Raw genomic sequence first — 19,708 nt, 5'->3', positions numbered from 1 at the left:
GAGAACCAGGAGACCACCGTGAGCAGCGTTGCCCAGTGGAGCCCGACGTCCATGAAGTTCGGGGCGTTCCTCGCCCCGTACCATCCGCTCGACGCCGACCCGGCGCTGCAGTTGCGCCGCGACATCGACCTCATGGCGCACCTGGACCACCTCGGTTTCGAAGAGGCGTGGATGGGGGAGCACCACTCGACCGGTGCCGAGATCGTCCCGGCGCCAGATGTTTTCATCGCCGCCGCCGCCGAGCGCACCGAGCGCATCCGCTTCGGCACCGGTGTGATGTCGCTGCCGTACCACCACCCGCTGATCACCGCGGACCGCATCACACAGCTGGATCTGCAGACCCGTGGTCGGCTGATCGTCGGCACCGGCCCCGGCAAGATTCCGCTCGACGCACACATGATGGGCATCACGACCACCAACCAGCGCCGCATGCAGGGTGAGGCCTTGGAGGCCGTGCTCGCCCTGCTGCGCGGCGAGGTCGTCAACATGGAGACCGACTGGTTCACCCTGCGCGACGCCCGCGCGCAGCTGCCCACCTACAACCCGGCCGGAATCGAGGTCGTCACCGCGTCGACAATCTCGCCCAACGGATCGGTGCTGGCCGGCAAGCACGGCCTGTCGCTGCTGTCGCTGGCCGCCAGCTCGCAGGCCGGCTACGAATCACTCGACCGCAACTGGGGTGTGTACGAACAGGTTTCGGCCGAGAACGGCTACGTCGCCGACCGGTCGACGTGGCGTCTGGTCAACCCGATGTTCATCGCCGAGACACGCGCGGAGGCCGAGCGCGCCGTCAGCCGTCGCATCCACCACATCGCCGAGTACGTCAACCGGCAGCAGAACATCAACCCGGACTGGGCGCAGACGCCGGCCGGCATCATCGACTACTGGCGGAACGAGTCGCTCGGCGAGTTCGGCCAGGCCATATCGGTACGCCGGAGGACGCCATCGCCCAGATCGACCGCCTCATCGAGAAGACCGGCGGCTTCGGCACGCTGCTGATCATGCACGTGGACCTCGCCGACTGGGAGAACACCAAGCGCAGCTACGAGCTGTTCGCCTCCGAGGTCATCCCGCACTTCCGCCGCCGCAACGTCGCCCGGCAGGCCAGCCTGCAGTTCGCACAGGACAACTCCGAAGTGCTGATCGGCAATCTCGTCGGCGCCATCACCAAGGCGTACACCGATTACTACGGCGAGCCGGCCGAACTCAACACCGCAGGAGCACACGCATGAAGGCAGCACAGTTCATCGACGGCCAGTTCACCGTGACCGACGTGCCGGAGCCCCCGGCCACGGGTCCGGGCCAGCTGCGGATCAAGGTAACGGCCTGTGGCATCTGTGGCAGCGACCTGAGCATGTCCAAGGATCCGTGCCGGTTCGTGTCCGTCGCCGCCGGCGCGGGCTTCCCGTTCGCGGTCTTCGACGCCACCCGCCCGGTGGTGCTTGGCCACGAATGGTCGGGCGTCGTCGTCGAAACCGGCGAGGGTGTCGCGGATTTCACGGTCGACGACCGCGTCACCGGCCTCGGTATCACCACCGAGCAGAACGGGATGCCGACCATCATCGGCTACTCGAACGACTACCACGGGGCCTTCGGCGAGTACATCGTCGTCGACGCGTTCTGGGTGCGGCACGTGCCCGACGGTCTGTCGCTCGAGCACGCCGCGCTGGCCGAGCCGCTGCACGTGGGCGAGATGCACATGCAGCAGTCCGGGCTGACGCCGGCGGACACTGCTCTCGTCATCGGCTGCGGCTCAATCGGTCTGGGCACCATCCTGGCCGCCAAGGCCGCCGGCGCGCACCTCGTCATCGCCTCCGAACCGTCGCCCAAGCGGCGCGAGCTCGCCGCGAAGATGGGCGCCGACATCGTCGTCGACCCCAATGAGCAGGACCCGATCGAGGTCTACAACGAATTGCTGGGCAGCGGCAAGACCGGCGGCGGCTTGTTGACCGCCTATGAGTGCAGCGGTCGGGTCGGCACGCTCAACACGCTGACGCACACACTGCCATGGGGTTCACGCATTCAGGTGGTGGCATCCCCGTTCGCCGAGGAGACCATCATCCCGGTGGTGGCGCAGATGCGGCAGATCGCGATCAACTTCGGTCACGGCCCCTACGAGCAGGCGTACGAGAAGGTGCTGGCCCGTCTGGCTGCCGGTGAGATCGACGCAGAAGCCCTGATCACCGGACGTACCGGGCTCGACGGCATCGCAGATGCGTTCACCGCACTGCGGAATCCGGACGAGCACGTCAAGATCCTGGTACTGCCGTCTTGAGATCGTGAGCAGCGTTACCGACGTGTAGCCGTGTCGATCACGGGACAGGCGGGCCTGGGTGCGGCACAGTTAACTGTATGGCCGGTCAAATGATTCCGAAGCCCAGCGACCTGAAGGCCGCGGCCCAGTCCGCGGTCGATGCTGCTCAGTCCGCCGTCGAGATGACGCAGGCGGTGGCCAGCGGTGCGATGCGCATTCCGCCGGCCTCCGTCCAACTCGCCGCCCAGGTCCCCGATCTCATCGAGAATCTGGCCGTGGCGACCGAGCGGCTCAACGCGACCATCGACCGCACCGAGCGGTTCATGGCCATGGCCGATCCCATGTTCCGCACGCTCGACGCCCTGCTGCCGCAACTGGAGGCCCTGGTCAACACCGGCAACGAGGTGTTCCGGCTGCTGTCGAACATTCCGGGCGTGTCGCGGCTGAACCCCTTCGGTGGCGGACCCAGGCCGCCGCAAGAGAAGTGATTTGGGCACAAATCACTGGAGAGCCGCGAAGCGGATGGCCAATCCGTCGATGAATGCGGTGAGGGCCAGTTCGAAACCGGCCGTGTCGATCTGGTCGGCCTTGCCACGCAGTAGATGTGCCTGGCCCATGTGCGGGTAGCGGTCGCGGTAGACCTGCACGTCGTCGGTGAACCCGCGTGAGAAGGAGCCGACGGTCGACCCGAGCACCAGGGACCGGGTGGCCGCGCCGATCAGGGTCGCTTCGCGCGGTGGCCAGCCGGCGCCGACCAGTCCGCCGTGTACGGCGTCGGCGATCCGCAGACTCACATCGCGACGGCCCGGTCCGGTGGCGAGGTACGGCACGAGATTCGGGTGTGCCGCCAGCGCGGCGCGGTGCGAGCGCGCCCACGCCGCCAGCGCGTCCTGCCAGTCGTCGCCGCGGTCGAACCCGGACGTGTCGATTTCCCCGGCAACGCGACTCGCGACGGCGTCGAGCACGTCGTCCTTGGTGGGGTAGTGCTTGTACAGCGACGACGCCTGCACGCCGAGTTCGGCGGCCAGCTTGCGCATCGACATCTCGGCGAGGCCGTCGCGATCGATCAATTCCAGTGCCGTGTCACGGATGAGTTCGCGGTTGAGCAGCGGTACGCGAGGCCTGCCCATCTGCGTCTCCCTTGAATTAGCGAACGTCGTTAGCTTATTGTGACAGCAACAAGCTAACACTGTTCGCCGAGATTGAGGAGACACCTGTGAAGCGCGAGGTCTACACCGAGGAGCACGAGGACTACCGGAAGATGATCCGGTCGTTCGTGGAGTCCGAGGTCAGCCCGGTGTACGACGAGTGGTTCGAGAAGGGCCTGGTGCCGCGCGAGTTCTACTACAAGCTCGGCGAACTCGGCATCTTCGGTGCGGAAATCCCTGAGGAGTACGGCGGCGAGGGCCTGACCTCGTACAAGTTCCAGGCGATCCTCACCGAGGAACTCGCCCGCGCCGCGGTGTCCTTCGGTGGCTCCAGCGTGCACGTCGGCCTGTGTCTGCCCTACATCCGCGATATCGGCAACGAAGAGCAGAAGAAGCGCTGGTTCCCCGGCATGCTCAGCGGCGAGATCATGTTCGCGATCGCGATGACCGAGCCCGGCACCGGATCGGACCTGGCCGGAATGCGCACCACCGCAAAGCTTTCCGAGGACGGTACCCATTACGTCCTCAACGGCTCCAAGACTTTCATCACCGGTGGTGTGCACGCCGACCGCGTGATCGTCTGCGCCCGCACGTCGGCCCCCAAGGAAGACGACCGCCGCTTTGGTATCTCGCTGCTGGTGGTCGACACCAAGCTGGCGGGCTACTCGGTCGGCCGCAAGCTCGACAAGCTGGGCCTGCGCTGCTCGGACACCGCCGAGCTGAACTTCACCGACGTCAAGGTCCCGGTCGAGGACATCCTCGGCGAGGCCGACCAGGGCTTCAACTACCTCGGCCAGAACCTGCCGCGCGAGCGGCTCGGTATCGCCGTCAGCGCGTACGCGCAGGCCAAGGCCGCCGTCCGATTCGCCGTGCAGTACACCAAGGACCGCACCGTGTTCGGCAAGCCGGTCGCCTCGTTCCAGAACACCAAGTTCGAGCTCGCGGCCTGCCAGGCCGACGTCGACGCGATGGAAGCCGTCGTCGACCGCGCCATGGAAGCCCACGACCTCGATGAGCTGTCCGCCGCCGACGCCGCCAAGGCCAAACTGTTCTGCACCGACGCCGCGGCGCGCGTCATCGACCGCTGCCTGCAATTGCACGGCGGCTACGGCTACATCAACGAGTACCCGATTGCCCGGCTGTACGCCGACAACCGCGTCGGCCGCATCTACGGCGGCACCAGTGAGGTCATGAAGATGATCATCGCCAAGGACATGGGTCTGTAGAAATCCCGCTGTCGCAGTGTGCGAAGGCGCCCGTCGGAGTAACTTGAATCCCGGGCGCCTTCGGCAATTTCGGGCCTGGCGAGGCGCCCGAATCGAGGGAATAACGCAAGTGGCAGCCCCGCGACATCACGTGCACGTGTGTGACCACCCGCTCACGCGAGGACAGGCGCGCCGACTCAGTCGGCGCTTCGCCGTCGCCGGAGTGCAGATCGAACCCGGACGCCTGCAGGAGATCGCGGCGGGCGCGGCCACCGTCGGTGACGAGCACATCGATGTCGCGTTCGCCATGGTGGCGGTCGGCTACGTCGAGGAACGCCACCACGCAAAGTTGACGCGCGTTCGCCGCCGGATGGGCCGCTGGCTGCTGGTGGGTGCGATGATCGTGTTGAGTCTGTGTCTGCTCATCAGTTTGGCGATGGCCATGTTGACGCTGATGCAGCCCACGTTCACGGGGGTATGAGGAGTCGAGATCGAGAACGTACTGACGCGCTGGGCGATCGGGGTCATCGCCTTCGCGATGATCGTCGTCGCGGCTGTCCTGCCGTGGTACACCGCGCACAACGACCATGGCCACGGTTCGATGAGCGGCTGGGGAATCTGGGACATCAGCGGAGATCTCGGCGCCGAGTTGCGCCCGCTGCCCTTCGCCGTGCTGATCCTGCTCGCGGCAGGCACGATGATCGTCGCCGCGGTGCGCGCGAGGTTCGGCACCGCTTTGGCGGCGGCCATCGCCTGCTTCGTGGTCAGTCTGCTGCCGTTGATGACGGGCGGTGCGGTCGACCGGCGGCTCGCCGGAAGTGATTCTGTCGCAGTCGTTCTCGGCCAGGCGGTATACCCGATGATCGTCGTCGGCTTCGTGGCCTGCGTGGTGAGCTGGATCGGCTATGCGCGGTGTGTGCTGCGTGCGGCGCCGAGAGCCGAGGCCGAGGTCCAGCCGGCCTGACCGGCATTCCACTGATCGGACGTCGGGCCTGTCCGGGCCCCCGCCCTGCGATTTACTTCGGCCATGGGTGCACAGGAACTGTTCGGTGGTGGGGTCGCGGTCATCACGGGTGCCGGCTCGGGGATCGGGGCCGGTCTGGCCCGGCATGCGGCCGAGCTCGGTATGACGACGGTGCTGGCCGACATCGACGCCACCGCGGTCGCGGCTCTGCGCGCTGAGCTGTCCGCCGCGGGCGCGACGGCCGTCGACGTGGTGTGCGACGTCCGTGACGCCGAGGCCGTGCAGGACCTGGCCGACATGGTGTACCGCGAAATCGGACCGGTCCGCCTACTGGTGAACAATGCCGGCATCGAGCAGTTCGGCTACCTGTGGGACACCCCGGTCGCCAACTGGGAGCGCGTCATGGACATCAACGTCAGTGGTGTCTTCCATGGCGTGCGGGCTTTCCTGCCGGCCATGCTGGCGTGCGACGAACCCGCGTGGGTGTGGAACATGTCGTCCATCGGTGGGGTGTCGACGGTGCAACTACAGGCGCCGTACATCGTCAGCAAGCACGCCGTACTTGCACTGACCGAGTGTCTGCGCGTCGAGGTCGAGCTGGCCGGCCACGACGAGCACGTCTGTGTGCAGGCGGTGCTGCCCGGACCGGTGCAGTCGAACATCTTCACCGCGGCCGGCGGTGTCGACGGCGGAAGCGCGGACGCTGCCGACGCGTCGGAGTCGGAGCGCACCGCGATGCACCAGATCGCCGCAATGGATCCCGTGACCGCCGCGCAGATCATCTTCGACCAGTCGGCCGCCGGTGGCTTCTACCTGACCACCCACCCCGACGCCGTCGCCGGCGCCATGACCGAACGCGCCCGGGTCCTGCGCGAGCAGGCGATCCCGAAGCTGCGGTCCCGGCGGTTCGCCGCCAAGTGACAGGTCAGACGAGCGACGCCAGGAGCGCGGCCAGCCCGTACTCGAACACCGCGTCGTAGTCGGTGGGCGAGCGCAGTGCGTCGACCAGCTGCTGATCCGGCCAGTCGTCGCCCCACAGTGAGGCGTCCTCTTCCTCGTGCTCGCCGCTGCGGATGGCCGAAAACTGCATCAGCGCAGACGAAATCACGTGCACCTCGATGGAACGCAAGGCCAGCGCCGCCTGATTGCCGGTGATCCCCAGCGCGGCGAGTTCGGCGGCGAGGGTCTGCTGCACCGATTGGAACAGTGACGGCGTCCGGTCGCGTTCGTGCGCGATGGCCATCAGATGCTGGCGTTCGATGAGCGCGGTGCGCTGCGCGCGGGCCAGCGAGACGATGCGTTCTTGGGGGGTGTCGCCGGTGGCCGGCAGGCTCGCCATCACCTCGATCAGCCGGTCGATCAGGTGGTCGAACAGCTTGTCCCGGCCCCCGACGTGCCAGTAGATGGACGTGACGGCGACACCGAGATGCTCCGACAGGCTGCGCATGGAGAAGCCCTCGACACCGTCGCGTTCCAGGAGCGCCGCAGCGGTATCCAGGATGAGTTGAGCGTCAACAGTTTTCGACGGACCCTCCGACCCGCGCTGGGTTGCCTCAGCCATGACCACCTCCTTCAGCCTCGCCGAACACCTAATCACACCGGGGTCGTGTGCGGTCTCTGGATCTGCGCCCCATCACGGTGTAACACTGTTACAGTACTGCCGCTGACGGAGGTTCGCGGGCAGCAGCAAGGGAGCAGATGTGTTCGATCTGAAGATCACCGGTGGCACTGTCGTCGACGGCACGGGGGCGGACCGGTTCACCGCCGATGTCGCGATCAAGGACGGCAAGATCGTCGAAGTTCACCGCCGCGGTCCGAACGACCCTGTGCTGCCCGGTGATTCGGCCGAGACGATCGACGCCGGCGGCAAGATCGTCGCTCCCGGATTCGTGGACATCCACACCCACTACGACGGCCAGGTCAGCTGGGACAGCGTGCTGGAGCCGTCGAGCAACCACGGCGTGACGACGGTCGTTGCGGGCAACTGTGGCGTCGGCTTCGCGCCCGTGCGCCCCGGCCAGGAGGAATGGCTGATCGCGCTCATGGAGGGTGTCGAGGACATCCCGGGCACTGCCCTGACGGAGGGCATCACGTGGGGCTGGGAGAGTTTCGGCGAGTACCTCGACGTCGTCGGGCAGCGTGAACTGGCCGTCGACATGGGCACCCAGATCGCGCACGGCGCGGTCCGCGCGTACGCCATGGGGGGAGCGCGGCGCCCGCAACGAACCCGCCAATGTCGACGACATCAAGGCCATGGCGAAACTGGTCCAGGACGCGATCGAGGCCGGCGCACTGGGCTTTTCGTCGTCGCGGACGCTGGCACACCGCGCCATGGACGGCGAACCGGTGCCCGGTACCTTCGCCGCCGAAGACGAATTGTTCGCACTGGGCCGGGCCACCGCTGCCGGCGGCGCCGCGGTCTTCGAGCTGGCCCCGCAGGGCGCGGCCGGCGAGGACATCATCGCGCCGCGCAAGGAACTCGACTGGATGCGGCGGCTGGGCGAGGAGATCGACTGTGCCCTGAGCTTCGCGCTCATCCAGGTCGACGCCGACCCCAATCTGTGGCGTGAACAGCTCGACCTGTCGGCCGCCGCGCACCAGGCGGGCAGCAGGCTGTTCCCGCAGGTCGCGGCGCGCCCGTTCGGCATGCTACTGGGTTTCCCCGGCCACCACGCCTTCACCCACCGGCCGACCTACCGTCGGCTGGTCGCCGAATGCACACGCGAGGAGCTGGCCGAGAAGCTGGCCGAGCCCGCGGTGCGGGCCGCGATCCTCGCCGAGGACGACCTACCGATCGACCCCACCAAGTTGTTCGACGGCATGTTCATGCTGGCCCAGAATGCGGCAAATCGCTTGTACCACATCGGCGAACCGCCCGACTACGAGCCGACCTTCGAGCGCACCGTTGCCGCGATCGCCGAGCGCCGCGGCGTGGACCCGCTGACCGCGATGTACGACCTGATGCTCGAAGCGGATGCCGGCGCCATGCTCATGTACCCGATGTTCAACTACTCGGACGGCAACCATGACGCCATCCGCGAGATGCTCACGCATCCGGCCGGGGTACTCGGCCTTTCGGACGGCGGCGCGCACTGCAGCATGATCTGCGACGCGTCGTACCCGACATTCCTGCTGACGCACTGGGCCCGTGATCGCCACCGCGGCGAGAAGCTGCCACTGGAGTACGTCATCCGCAAGCAGTCGCATGACACCGCCCAGCTGTACGGGATGTCCGACCGCGGCGTCATCGCCGTCGGTAAGAAGGCCGACCTCAACGTCATCGACCTGGACGCGCTGACCCTGCACGCGCCGAAGATGGTGCACGACCTGCCGGCCGGCGGAAAACGCTTGGTGCAGGGCGCAAGTGGCTACGACGCGACGATCGTCAGCGGCACCGTGACGCGCCGGCACGGCATCGACACCGGCGCGCGGCCGGGCCGGCTGGTCCGCGGCATCAGGTAGCGGGGTTGGAATCCCGATGATTCCAGGCGCGTCGCGGCGCCCGCTGCGTGGCCTCGGTGCGGCAAGGCCGGTGCGGATGGCCGCGCCGACGCCTCTCCTGTCGGGTACTCGGCACGACCCACCGAGTACGTCACCAGCGCGCCGTCCCGCCTTGTGAAAGGCCTTGGCACAAGCGCCTTTTGATGGCGCGGAGATGCTGCTCACGCACCCGCGGCAATCCGGTCGGTCTGGTGACATGGGCGGCAGTGCCGCCGGCGCATGTGAGCCGGACCGGACCTGCCGCACAGCCGGCCAACTATTCCCTCGCCTGACGCTGACGGTGCCGCAGCCGCTGCGATCTGCGCGCGGCTCGGCAGAGTGGTCGTATGCCCGATTCGTTTCATCTGGCCGTGGCGTTGGACGGCGCCGGCTGGCACCCGGCCGCCTGGCGCGAACCCGACGCGCGCCCCGCAGACCTCTTCGGCGCCGGCTACTGGACCGACCTGGTCCTCGAGGCTGAACGCGGTGCGCTGGACTTCGTGACCATCGAGGACTCGTTGGCGGTGCAATCCGACGATCCTTTCGTTCCGGACCAGCGCGTCGACCGGGTCCGGGGCCGGTTGGACGCCGTGCTGATCGCGGCCCGGATCGCGCCACATACCCAGCGGATCGGACTGGTGCCGACCGCCGTTGTCACCCACACCGAGCCTTTCCACGTATCGAAATCCATCGCGACGCTCGATTACGTGAGCTCCGGCCGGGCCGGCGTGCGCGTCCAGATCGCCGGGCGCCCCGACGTCGCCGCGCACTTCGGACGCCGTGAGGACGCGGCCCGGTCGCGGGCCCAGGAATACTTCACCGAGGCGGCGGATTACGTCGAGGTGCTGCGCCGCTTGTGGGACAGCTGGGAGGACGACGCCGAAATCCGTGATGCCGCCACCGGACGCTTCATCGACCGGGACAAGCTGCACTACATCGACTTCACCGGCCGTTGGTTCTCGGTCAAGGGTCCATCCATCACACCACGCCCACCGCAGGGCCAGCCGATCGTCGCGGCATTGGGCCACGGCCGAGCCGGCCATGAGTTGATCGCCGGAAGTGCGGACGTCGGGTTCGTCACCCCTCGCGATGCCGTGCAGGCCGCAGAAGTCGTCGGGGAAGTCCGTGCGCTGCAACATGATGCGGGCCGCGGGTCCGGGACCCTGCACATCTTCGGCGACGTGGTGGTGTTTCTCGACGACAGCGAGTCGGCAGCGCAGGCCCGCCGCCGTCGGCTCGATGACGTTGCCGGTGCCGAATATCGGAGCGATGCAGCGGTTTTCGCCGGCACCGCCGCACAGCTGGCCGGCGTGCTGGAGGAATGGCACAGTGCCGGCCTGACGGGATTCCGGTTGCGGCCGGCCGCCCTCCCGCACGACCTGCGCCAGATCACCGAACAACTGGTGCCCGAACTGCGGCGCCGCGGACTCTTCCGCGGCGGGTACGAATCGACCACGTTGCGTGGACTGCTCGGGCTGTCGCGTCCGGCCAACCGCTATGCAAGGAGCAGCCAATGAACAAGCCCGTCAAGCAGATTCACCTCGCGGCGCACTTTCCGGGCGTCAACAACACCACGGTGTGGAGTGACCCGGCGGCCGGCAGCCACATCGAGTTCAGCTCATTCGCGCACTTCGCGAAGACGGCCGAGCGCGGCAAGTTCGATTTCCTCTTCCTGGCCGAGGGATTGCGCCTGCGTGAGCAGAACGGCCAGATCTACGACCTCGACGTCGTCGGGCGTCCGGACACCTTCACGGTGCTGGCGGCGCTGGCCGCGGTGACCGAGCGAATCGGCTTGACCGGCACCATCAATTCGACCTTCAACGAACCCTACGAGGTGGCTCGGCAGTTCGCCTCGCTGGACCACCTGTCCGAGGGGCGCGCGGCCTGGAACGTCGTGACATCGTGGGATGCCTTCACGGGCGAGAACTTTCGCCGCGGTGGGTTCCTGGCGGAGGACCAGCGCTACGAGCGGGCCAAGACGTTCCTGCAGACGACGCTCGAGCTGTTCGACTCGTGGCGCGGTGACGAGATCGTGGCGGACAAGACCGGCGGTGTGTTCCTGTCCGATCCCGATGCCGGCGCGTTCGCGCACACGGACAGCCACTTCGACATCCACGGCCGGTTCAACGTGCCGCGCACCCCGCAGGGGCGCCCGGTGATCTTCCAGGCGGGCGACTCGGACGAAGGCCGTGAGTTCGCGGCGTCCGCGGCGGACGCCATCTTCTCCCGGCACAGCACCCTGGAGGCCGGGCAGGCGTTCTATACCGACGTCAAGGGCAGGCTGGCACGCTACGGGCGGCGCCACGACGAGTTGCTGATCCTGCCGGCCGCGACGTTCGTGATCGGCGACACCGACGACGAGGCGGCCGACCTCGCCCACGAGATCCGGCTCGCGCAGGTGTCCGGGCAGACGGCGATCAAGTTTCTCGAACAGCTCTGGAACCGCGACCTTTCCGATCACGACCCGGACGGACCGCTGCCGGCGGTGGACCCGGTCGTGGGGGAGAACACCATCGCCCGCGGCCGGGCGAGTGTGCGCATGTTCCGGGACCCGCTCGCGATCGCCGCCGAGTGGCGGGCCAAGGCCGAGACGCGGAAGCTCACCACCCGTGAGCTGATCGTCGAAGTCACCGGGCGGCAGTCGTTCATCGGATCGCCGCAGACCATCGCGGCGACAATCGACGAGTTCGTCCAGGCCGACGCCAGCGACGGCTTCATCCTCGTCCCACACCTCACCCCCGGCGGACTCGATCCGTTCGTCGACCGGGTGGTGCCGCTGCTGCAGGAGCGCGGCACATACCGCACCGACTACGCAGGTGCGACGTTGCGCGACCACCTGGGACTGGCGCCACTGCCGCGTCCGGCCGCCCGCACGAATCTCTCCGCCGAAGTGGCGTCGTAGACCATGGCGACTCCACTGACAGTGCTCGATCTGGTGCCGATCTCGTCGGGTTCGACTGCGCCGCAGGCGCTACGCAACAGCGTCGACCTCGCCAAGCGCGCGGAGGCCCTGGGCTACGCCCGCTATTGGTTCGCCGAACACCACCTCAATCCCGGCATTGCCGGCACCTCACCGGCAGTGCTTCTCGCGCTGACCGCTGCGGAGACCTCGACGATTCGACTGGGCTCGGGGGCTGTGCAGATGGGCCACCGGACCGCGGTGGCTACGGTGGAGGAGTTCGGTCTGCTCGACGCGCTGCATCCGGGCCGGTTCGACCTCGGCCTGGGACGCTCCGGTGGGAAGCCGCGCGATCCCAAGGTGCCGGTGAGTGCCTCGGTGGGCACCCGGGCCGCCGATGGTGCGAACGGGCTGCTGATTCCGCCGAAGTTCGATCCGCGGCCGCTGTTGCAGTCTCCGCGGTTCGCGCTGCAACGGGCGCTGCTCCAGCTTCCCGGCGCGCAATCGCAGGACTACACCGACCAGATCAACGACATCCTGGCGTTGCTCGCCGGGCGCTACCGCAACGCGGACGGCTTGGCGGCACGGGTCGTGCCCGGGGAAGGCGCCGATCTCCAGCTCTGGATCCTCGGCAGCAGCGCCGGTGAGAGCGCCGAAGTCGCCGGCACGCAGGGCCTGCGGTTCGCGAGCAACTACCACGTCGCTCCGGCATCGGTCCTCGAGGCGACCGACGCGTACCGGGCCGCGTTCCGCCCGTCGGCCGAACTCGACGAGCCCTACGTCGCCGTGTCGGCGGATGTCGTCGTCGCCGACGATGAGGCGACCGCCCGCGAGCTCGCCACCGGATACGGTCTGTGGGTGCGCAGCATCCGCACCGCCGAAGGGGCCATCCCGTTTCCGACGCCGGCCGAAGCGCGGGCGCACACCTGGACGGCCGCCGAACGCGAGCTCGTCGCCGACCGCGTGGACACCCAGTTCGTCGGGTCCGCCGCACAGGTCGCCGACAAGCTGGAGCGGCTGCGCGACGCCACCGGTGCCGACGAGTTGATCATCACCACCATCACACACGACCACCGGGATCGGGTGCGCTCCTACGAGCTGCTGGCCGAGGAATGGTCCCGACGTGCGTGGTGAGCCCCACATTCGGTGACTGTCCCTGGTGCCTAGGCTGGACCCATGACACGGGGCAGCGGCCTTTTCCAGATCGAGGACTGCGTCGACGAAGCGGGGGCAGTGACGCTGCCGCCCGGCGCGACGCTGATCGCCCTCATCGACGGGAACGTCGCGCATCTGCCGGACATGGTGGCATACCGCTACCTGGATTACTCCGGCACCGAAGCGCGCACTTTCGAGGTGACCTGGTCGGAGCTCGGCGTGCGGCTTGCGGCCATCGCGGCCCGGGTGCAGGCCGTCACGCAGCGCGGTGATCGCGTCGCCATCATGGCGTCGCAAGGGCTCGACTACGTCTTCGGATTCTTCGCGGCGATCAAGGCCGGCGCCATTGCGGTGCCGCTGTTCGCGCCCGAATTGCCCGGGCATGCAGAGCGTTTGGACACGGCACTCCACGACGCGCGGCCGGCGGCGATCTTGACGACGGCGGCGGCGCGGTCGGCGGTCACCGAATTCCTCTCGGCGCACCCGGATCTGGGCACTCCGACCGTCATCGCCACCGACGAGGTGCCGGACGACGCGGGCGTTTCGTTCGAACCCGTCGATCTCGAGATCGACGACGTCTCGCACCTGCAGTACACCTCAGGAGCGACCCGACCGCCGGTCGGCGTGGAGATCACCCATAAAGCCGTGGGCACCAACCTGATTCAGATGATCCTGTCCATCGACATGCTGGACCGCAACACCCATGGCGTCAGCTGGCTACCGCTGTATCACGACATGGGTCTGTCGATGATCGGCTTTCCCACGGTGTACGGCGGTCACTCGACACTGATGTCGCCCACCGCGTTCATCCGCCGGCCGCTGCGGTGGATCCAGGCGTTGTCGGACGGTTCGAAGGTAGGCCGAGTGGTCACCGCCGCACCGAATTTCGCCTACGAGTGGGCGGCGCACCGTGGTGCGCCGAGCCCGGGTGACGACATCGACCTGGCGAATGTGGTGATGATCGTCGGTTCGGAGCCGGTCAGCATGGACGCCATCAAGAGCTTCAACTCGGTCTTCGAATCGTACGGACTGCCGAAGACCGCGATCAAACCGTCGTACGGCATCGCCGAGGCCACACTTTTCGTCTCCAACATCGCGCCGGACGCGGAAGCGACGGTGCGGTACTTCGACCGCGAGCAGCTGGCGTCGGGCGTTGCGGTGCCGGTGTCCGAGGACGCCCCGGGCGCGGTTGCGCAGGTGGCCTGCGGGCAGCCGGCAAGCAGTCTCTGGGCGGTGATGGTGGACCCGGCCACGGGAATCGAACAACCCGACGGCCGAGTCGGCGAGATCTGGTTGCAGGGCAACAACATCGGCCGCGGTTACTGGGGTCAGCCGGAGGTGACTCGTGACGTTTTCCATGCCCGGCTGCACGGCGCCTTGCCGCTGAACAGTCACGCCGACGGCTCCGACGTCGACGGATCCTGGTTGCGGACAGGCGATCTGGGTTTCTACCTCGACGGCGAGTTGTACGTCACGGGCCGTCTGGCCGATGTGATCACAATCGGCGGGCAGAACCACTATCCGCAGCACCTCGAGACGACGGCCGCCGATGCGTCACCCCTCGTGCGGCGTGGCTATGTGGCGGCGTTCAGTGTGCCAGGCGACGGCGGCGAGCGGCTCGTGATCATCGCTGAACGGGCGTCGGGCACGGCCCGCCATGATCCGCAGCCGGCGATCGAGTCGGTCGGCGCACTCGTCGCGGAGCGTCACGGCGTGGCCGTCGCCGACGTTCGGCTGCTGCCCGCCGGTGGCATCCCGCGAACCACCAGCGGGAAGCTGGCGCGCCGCGCCTGTAGAGCCGCTTATCTGGCGGACGCGCTGTAGCCATTGCGCTATGAGTTGACTCATAATCGACCTGCTCCAGCGTCGCGGCAGTGCAGTTCTTCCTGCATCTCGGGCGTGACATTGACTCACCAATATGACTGTGATCATAATTCGACCTGATTGATCCGCCCGCCAGGAGTCGCCCGATGCCGCCCGACACTCGCCAGTCCATGGTGCTCGCCGCAGTCGAGCTCTTGCGTGAGCGCGGCGTTGACGGTGTCACGCTCGATGACGTGCTGAGCCGCAGCGGCGCGCCACGAGGCTCCATCTACCATCACTTTCCAGACGGACGTGCCCAGATCATCGACGAGGCCGCGCAGCTCAGCGGCGATGCCATCTCCCGGCTGATCTCCAAAGCGGCACCTGACGGTCCGGCCGCCGTGGTCGACGCCGTCACGGGGTTCTGGCGGAAGCTGCTGCGCCAGAACAAGTTCGCCGTCGGCTGCCCGGTGGTGTCCATTGCCGTCAGTGCCGCGCCGGGCTCGGCGCTGGCGCAGCATGCCAATCAGATCTTCCGCACCTGGCATCAGTTGGTCACCGATTGCCTCGTGGCCGATGGCGTCGGCACCGTCGTTGCCCGCCGGCTCGCCACCATGTCGCTCGGTGCCATCGAAGGTGCGATCACCATGTGCCGCGCCACATCGAGCCTGCAGCCACTCGACGATGTCAACGCCGAACTGAAGCTGCTGTTGGCGGCCCGGACCCTCTTTGCCGCCGGCGCAAGTACACCGAAGGGAAGTTGAACTCATGGAGTGGACCGGTGCGGTGTATGCCGACGCCCCGACCGTCGAGGTCTCGACGTGGATCGACGCGCCCGTGGCACGGGTGTGGGAACTGGCCTCGGACATCACGGTGATGCCCGAGTGCAGTTCCGAGCTGCAGCGAGTCGAGTGGCTCGGGGACTGCGACGCACCCTGTCTCGGTGCCCGCTTCGTCGGCCACAACAGCCACCCCGCACTCGGTGACTGGTCGACGGAGTGCGAGATCGTCGAGTACGAACCACAGCACGTGATGGCCTGGGCCATCGGCGATGCCGGCAATCCGACCGCAACCTGGCGCTTGAGCCTTCGTCCCGAGGGCACCGGAACGCGCCTGGCGGAATGGGCTCAGATGGGTCCCGCGCCGTCGGGCTTGTCGCTGGCGATCGCCCGGATGCCCGACAAGGAACAGAAGATCGTCTTCAACCGGCTCCGCGAATTCGAGTCCGGGATGCAGTGCGTGCTGGCGCACATCAAGCAGCGGGCCGAGAGCTGATGCGCGCGGCGACGACGGTCGAGGCCGCGAGCCTCGGAAACTGGGACCACCAGAGACTTTTCGTCTCCGAGGCCGAGAAGATGGGTCTGGACATCTGTTGGGTCGCCGAGGCGTGGGGATCCGACGCGCCGTCTGCACTGGGGTACTACGCGGCATGTACGGAGCGGATGTTGTTGGGCTCCGGCATCATTCAGCTCGGCACCCGGACGCCGGTGGCCATCGCGCAGGCCGCGATCACGCTGTCGAATCTGTCCGGCGGGCGCTTCCTGCTGGGCCTCGGTGCCTCGGGACCTCAGGTCATCGAGGGACTGCACGGCGTGCCGTTCGCCAAGCCGCTGGGCCGGATGCGCGAGACCATCGACATCATCCGCCAAGCCGCCGCCGGCGACCGGGTTTCTTACGCCGGCAAGCAGTTCCAGGTCCCGTTGCCGGGCGGCGATGTCAAGCCGATGCGGCTGTCGATGCGGGCGGAGCACGAAATACCGCTGTACATCGCCAGTCTCACGCCCGCCATGTTGCGGTTGACCGGCGAGGTCGCCGATGGCTGGCTCGGCACCAGCTTCGTTCCTGAAGGCGCGGACGAGGCGTATTTCGCGCACCTGGACGAGGGTCTGACCCGTTCGCAACGCAGCCGCGCCGATCTCGACATCTGCCAGGGCGCCGAGGTGTCGTTCGCTCGTGACGAGGCCCACCTCAAGACGATGATCGACGCCCGGAAGTCCGAGTTGGCGTTCAGTCTCGGTGGAATGGGCTCGGCCTCGACAAATTTCTACAACCAGGCGTACAGCCGGCAGGGCTGGGCCGAGATCGCGGCCGCGGTCCGCGAACGCTGGCAGTCCGGTGACCGCGCCGGCGCGGCGGCGCTGATCACCGACGACATGATTCTGGCCACCACCTTGATCGGTACCCCGGACATGGTGCGTGACCGCCTGCAGGTGTGGTGCGACGCGGGCGTCGACACCGTCCGGATCTACCCGGCGGGCGACACGCTCGAGGAACGGTTCGCGACCCTCGGTGCGGCGATCGACCTGGTGCATTCGATCAGCCGGTGACCCGGCAGCCCTCGACCGGCGGGCACATCAAGCAGAAGTCGGAGATGGGCCGCCTACGTGTAGGCGACGTGGACGTTGTGGATGTGACCCTCGAACGGGAAGGGTGCGCGTTCGCGGTAGTCCATCGACACCGGCGACCCCAGGCAGGTGCCGATGTCGAGGCAGTCGTTCGCGGTGAACAGCAGCGGCGCGCTGATCGGAACCTGTCCGGTGGCCACCGTCTCGCCGTCGACGGCGATGGTGATGTCCAGCGGACCTCCGGGCCGTGGCTCGGCGTACTGCGTGGTCACCGTGATGGTGTGACGGCCGGGCGCGATGACGGCCTCGGACTGAATCTTGGTGCGCTGCAGGATGAACAGGTTGTACTCATAGCGGATGTGGCCGCCCTCGAGGTAGCAGGTCAGGCCACCTGCGCCGCTGCCCAATGCGTACAGCACCCCCGACGCGTTCTCCGGGACCTCGGCGTCGATGGTCACCACGTTGTTCTTGTTGCCCAGGGCCGGAGCGCAGAACTCGGGCATGCGGATCATGTCGCCGGAGAACTGCCATTCCCGGAACGGCGGTGCGATCCGCAATTCCGGGTGATAGACGGGAACCCACAGCCCGCCACCGATGGGCAGCACGGCGTTGCGGGCCGCTTCGATGGCGAACATCTCCCGCATCTGCGCGAGTTTCTCCGGCATCTGCGCCGCGAGATCATTGGCCTGCGACCAGTCCTCGTCCAGGTTGTACAGCTCCCACGCGTCCTGGTCCGGCGTCCAGGTTGCCATGCCCTCGGGTAGGCCGGGAATCCACGGCAGCCGCGGCCCGCGCGCCGAAGCCATCCAGCCGTCGTGGTAGATGGCGCGGCTGCCCATGATCTCGAAATATTGAGTCTTCTTGCCGCCCTCGGCATTCCGGTCTGCCAGCGTGCGCGCGAAACTGGCGCCCGCGAGCGGCATCTGGGCTTCCCCGTAGACGGTGCGCGGGGGTTCGATGCCGACCACCTCGTAGATCGTCGGCACGATGTCGTTGCAGTGCAGGAAGTTGGCCCGCGGCACGGCGTCGGCCGCTATCTTCGCCGGCCAGCGCACCGCCAGCGGATTCCGCGTCCCTCCGAGATCGGACGCGAGGAGCTTCATGCCCTTGTACGGCGTGCTGCCTGCCCACGCCCAACCCGCGTGGTATTGGTTGTCCACCAGGGGAGAGCCCAGGACATCGAGGCCCCCGAGCTCATCGAGCGCGTCGATGTGCTGACGGACGGTGGTCGGAATCCCGTTCTGTGCCAACAGCTCCGAGATGGTGCCGTTCTGCCCTTCGCCCGACGAGCCGTTGTCGCCCCAGATGTACAGGAACAGCGTGTTGTCGGCGTAGCCCAAGGCTTCGAGTTCGTCGGTGATCCGGCCGACCTGGACGTCGACGTGTTCGGCGTAGCCGGCGGCGACCTCCATCAAGCGCCGCTGGAACGGCTTCTCGTCCTCGGGGATGTCATCCCAGGCCGGCAGCGTCTCGTCGCGTTCGGTGAGCGCGCAGTCCTGCGGGATCCAGCCCTTGTCCTTGGCTCGCTCGAACACCCGCTCGCGGTAGGCATCCCAGCCGTCATCGAACTTGCCGGCGTACTTGTCCGCCCATTCCTTCATGATGTGCTGCGGCCCGTGCAGGCAGCCGCTGGCCCAGTACATGAAGAACGGTTTGTCGGCGTTGAAGGCCTTGTGCCGCCGCAGCCACGAGATGGCGTCGTCGGCCAGATCCTCGGACAGGTGATAGCCCTCTTCGGCCGTCTTCGGCGGCGCGACGACGGTCGTGTTGCGCACCAGGTTCGGCTCGTACTGGGACGCCTCGCCGGCGAGGAATCCGTAGAAGTACTCGAAACCCAAACCGGTGGGCCAGTTTTCGAACGGACCGGCGGCGGTGGTCTCCTCGGCCGGCGTGTTGTGCCACTTGCCGAATGCCGACGTGGCATAGCCGTATTGCTTGAGCACCTCGGCGACGGTGGCGCTGGACCGCGGAATCTTGCCCGCATACCCGTCCCAGTCGTTGGCGAGTTCGGCGATCTGCCCGTTACCGATCTCGTGATGGTTACGGCCGGTCAGCAGCGAGGCCCGCGTCGGCGAGCACATGGCGGTGGTGTGAAACCTGTTGTAGGACACACCTTCCGCGCACACGCGGTCGAGTGTCGAGGTGGTCACTTCGCCGCCGAATGTGGACGGCAGGCCCGGACCCGCGTCATCGATGAGGACGATGACGATGTTGGGGGTGTCGTCGTGCAACCGCTTGGGGACGGTGCGCGGCTGGTACGTCGACTCCTGCAGTGTCCGGCCGGCAATGCTGGCGGAGGGCACCGGTGGGAATGGCAACACGCCACCGTTCGGCAGTACCGGTGCCACCACACTCGTATCAGACAACTCGACCCCTCTTTCTGCTGATGCCGCAAGAGACTGCTCCCGAATTCAGCGTCTACTGTGCCGTATGGCACTTACGGCCGCGTCAGCGG

Annotated in this window: 18 protein-coding genes and 1 pseudogene; 16 read left to right on the top strand and 3 right to left on the bottom strand. The window is 67.4% G+C overall.

Annotated elements, in window-relative coordinates; all coding sequences use genetic code 11:
* Positions 1–18: 18 nt before the first annotated feature.
* From G6N46_RS04155 to G6N46_RS04145, 4 genes are all read left to right on the top strand, one after another.
* Positions 19–999 carry an LLM class flavin-dependent oxidoreductase gene (locus G6N46_RS04155; RefSeq protein ID WP_234880652.1) on the top strand — a complete coding sequence of 327 codons (981 nt, stop codon included), beginning with the start codon at positions 19–21 and terminating at the stop codon, positions 997–999.
* A gap of 2 nt (positions 1,000–1,001) precedes the next feature.
* Complete coding sequence (locus tag G6N46_RS28560; protein WP_234880653.1) at positions 1,002–1,232, top strand: hypothetical protein; 231 nt, start codon at positions 1,002–1,004, stop codon at positions 1,230–1,232.
* Entirely contained in the window at positions 1,229–2,275 is a 1,047-nt protein-coding gene (locus tag G6N46_RS04150; protein ID WP_138249262.1) for an alcohol dehydrogenase catalytic domain-containing protein, read from the top strand. Before G6N46_RS28560 ends, G6N46_RS04150 begins: the two co-directional genes overlap by 4 nt.
* Positions 2,276–2,352: 77 nt before the next feature.
* Positions 2,353–2,742 carry a hypothetical protein gene (locus tag G6N46_RS04145; RefSeq protein ID WP_138249263.1) on the top strand — a complete coding sequence of 130 codons (390 nt, stop codon included), beginning with the start codon at positions 2,353–2,355 and terminating at the stop codon, positions 2,740–2,742.
* 12 nt (positions 2,743–2,754) lie between these two features.
* Here the strand turns inward: G6N46_RS04145 and G6N46_RS04140 are convergent, their stop codons facing one another.
* On the bottom strand, positions 2,755–3,384 hold the full coding sequence (locus G6N46_RS04140) for a TetR/AcrR family transcriptional regulator (protein ID WP_138249264.1): 630 nt from the start codon (positions 3,382–3,384) through the stop codon (positions 2,755–2,757).
* An 86-nt stretch (positions 3,385–3,470) separates the two neighbouring features.
* On the opposite strand from G6N46_RS04140, the gene G6N46_RS04135 reads away from it, so the two are divergent.
* The 4 genes from G6N46_RS04135 (at position 3,471) to G6N46_RS04120 (ending at position 6,492) form a co-directional block, all read left to right on the top strand.
* Positions 3,471–4,628 (top strand): acyl-CoA dehydrogenase family protein, encoded by a 1,158-nt coding sequence (locus tag G6N46_RS04135; RefSeq protein ID WP_138249265.1) that lies wholly within the window; start codon positions 3,471–3,473, stop codon positions 4,626–4,628.
* 109 nt (positions 4,629–4,737) lie between these two features.
* Entirely contained in the window at positions 4,738–5,088 is a 351-nt protein-coding gene (locus G6N46_RS04130; RefSeq protein WP_131808688.1) for a hypothetical protein, read from the top strand.
* A 57-nt stretch (positions 5,089–5,145) separates the two neighbouring features.
* Positions 5,146–5,571: a hypothetical protein gene (locus tag G6N46_RS04125; RefSeq protein ID WP_138249266.1), complete on the top strand. Its 426-nt coding sequence runs from the start codon at positions 5,146–5,148 to the stop codon at positions 5,569–5,571.
* A gap of 63 nt (positions 5,572–5,634) precedes the next feature.
* The gene (locus G6N46_RS04120) at positions 5,635–6,492 is read left to right on the top strand and encodes an SDR family NAD(P)-dependent oxidoreductase (protein ID WP_138249267.1); all 858 of its coding nucleotides are present in this window, start codon (positions 5,635–5,637) and stop codon (positions 6,490–6,492) included.
* 4 nt (positions 6,493–6,496) lie between these two features.
* Here the strand turns inward: G6N46_RS04120 and G6N46_RS04115 are convergent, their stop codons facing one another.
* Positions 6,497–7,132 (bottom strand): TetR/AcrR family transcriptional regulator, encoded by a 636-nt coding sequence (locus G6N46_RS04115; protein WP_167526392.1) that lies wholly within the window; start codon positions 7,130–7,132, stop codon positions 6,497–6,499.
* Between the two features lie 139 nt (positions 7,133–7,271).
* On the opposite strand from G6N46_RS04115, the pseudogene G6N46_RS04110 reads away from it, so the two are divergent.
* The 8 genes and pseudogenes from G6N46_RS04110 to G6N46_RS04075 all read left to right on the top strand — a co-directional run bounded on the left by G6N46_RS04110 (position 7,272) and on the right by G6N46_RS04075 (position 17,235).
* Positions 7,272–9,033, top strand: a pseudogene (locus G6N46_RS04110) (N-acyl-D-amino-acid deacylase family protein).
* Between the two features lie 365 nt (positions 9,034–9,398).
* Complete coding sequence (locus G6N46_RS04105) at positions 9,399–10,568, top strand: LLM class flavin-dependent oxidoreductase (protein ID WP_138249269.1); 1,170 nt, start codon at positions 9,399–9,401, stop codon at positions 10,566–10,568.
* A complete protein-coding gene (locus G6N46_RS04100) occupies positions 10,565–11,953 on the top strand; it encodes an NtaA/DmoA family FMN-dependent monooxygenase (protein WP_138249270.1) in 1,389 nt (462 codons plus the stop codon). The genes G6N46_RS04105 and G6N46_RS04100 overlap by 4 nt, the downstream gene beginning before the upstream one ends.
* A gap of 3 nt (positions 11,954–11,956) precedes the next feature.
* The gene (locus tag G6N46_RS04095; RefSeq protein WP_138249271.1) at positions 11,957–13,084 is read left to right on the top strand and encodes an LLM class flavin-dependent oxidoreductase; all 1,128 of its coding nucleotides are present in this window, start codon (positions 11,957–11,959) and stop codon (positions 13,082–13,084) included.
* 42 nt (positions 13,085–13,126) lie between these two features.
* Positions 13,127–14,929, top strand: a complete 1,803-nt coding sequence (locus G6N46_RS04090; protein ID WP_138249272.1) for a fatty acyl-AMP ligase — start codon at positions 13,127–13,129, stop codon at positions 14,927–14,929.
* A 146-nt stretch (positions 14,930–15,075) separates the two neighbouring features.
* Positions 15,076–15,672, top strand: coding sequence for a TetR/AcrR family transcriptional regulator (locus G6N46_RS04085; RefSeq protein WP_138249273.1), 597 nt, complete (start codon positions 15,076–15,078; stop codon positions 15,670–15,672).
* Positions 15,673–15,676: 4 nt separating this feature from the next.
* The gene (locus G6N46_RS04080) at positions 15,677–16,183 is read left to right on the top strand and encodes an SRPBCC family protein (protein ID WP_138249274.1); all 507 of its coding nucleotides are present in this window, start codon (positions 15,677–15,679) and stop codon (positions 16,181–16,183) included.
* Positions 16,183–17,235 carry an LLM class flavin-dependent oxidoreductase gene (locus tag G6N46_RS04075; RefSeq protein WP_138249275.1) on the top strand — a complete coding sequence of 351 codons (1,053 nt, stop codon included), beginning with the start codon at positions 16,183–16,185 and terminating at the stop codon, positions 17,233–17,235. Before G6N46_RS04080 ends, G6N46_RS04075 begins: the two co-directional genes overlap by 1 nt.
* A 53-nt stretch (positions 17,236–17,288) precedes the next feature.
* Here G6N46_RS04075 and G6N46_RS04070 read toward each other — a convergent pair whose 3' ends face one another.
* Positions 17,289–19,601 (bottom strand): sulfatase-like hydrolase/transferase, encoded by a 2,313-nt coding sequence (locus G6N46_RS04070; RefSeq protein ID WP_138249306.1) that lies wholly within the window; start codon positions 19,599–19,601, stop codon positions 17,289–17,291.
* Between the last annotated feature and the right edge of the window lie 107 nt (positions 19,602–19,708).

Source organism: Mycolicibacterium phocaicum (assembly GCF_010731115.1).
In the GTDB taxonomy this organism is placed as follows: domain Bacteria; phylum Actinomycetota; class Actinomycetes; order Mycobacteriales; family Mycobacteriaceae; genus Mycobacterium; species Mycobacterium phocaicum.
The sequence above is the reverse complement of the archived record's forward strand: the minus strand, read 5'-3'. Positions and strand labels throughout refer to the sequence as shown.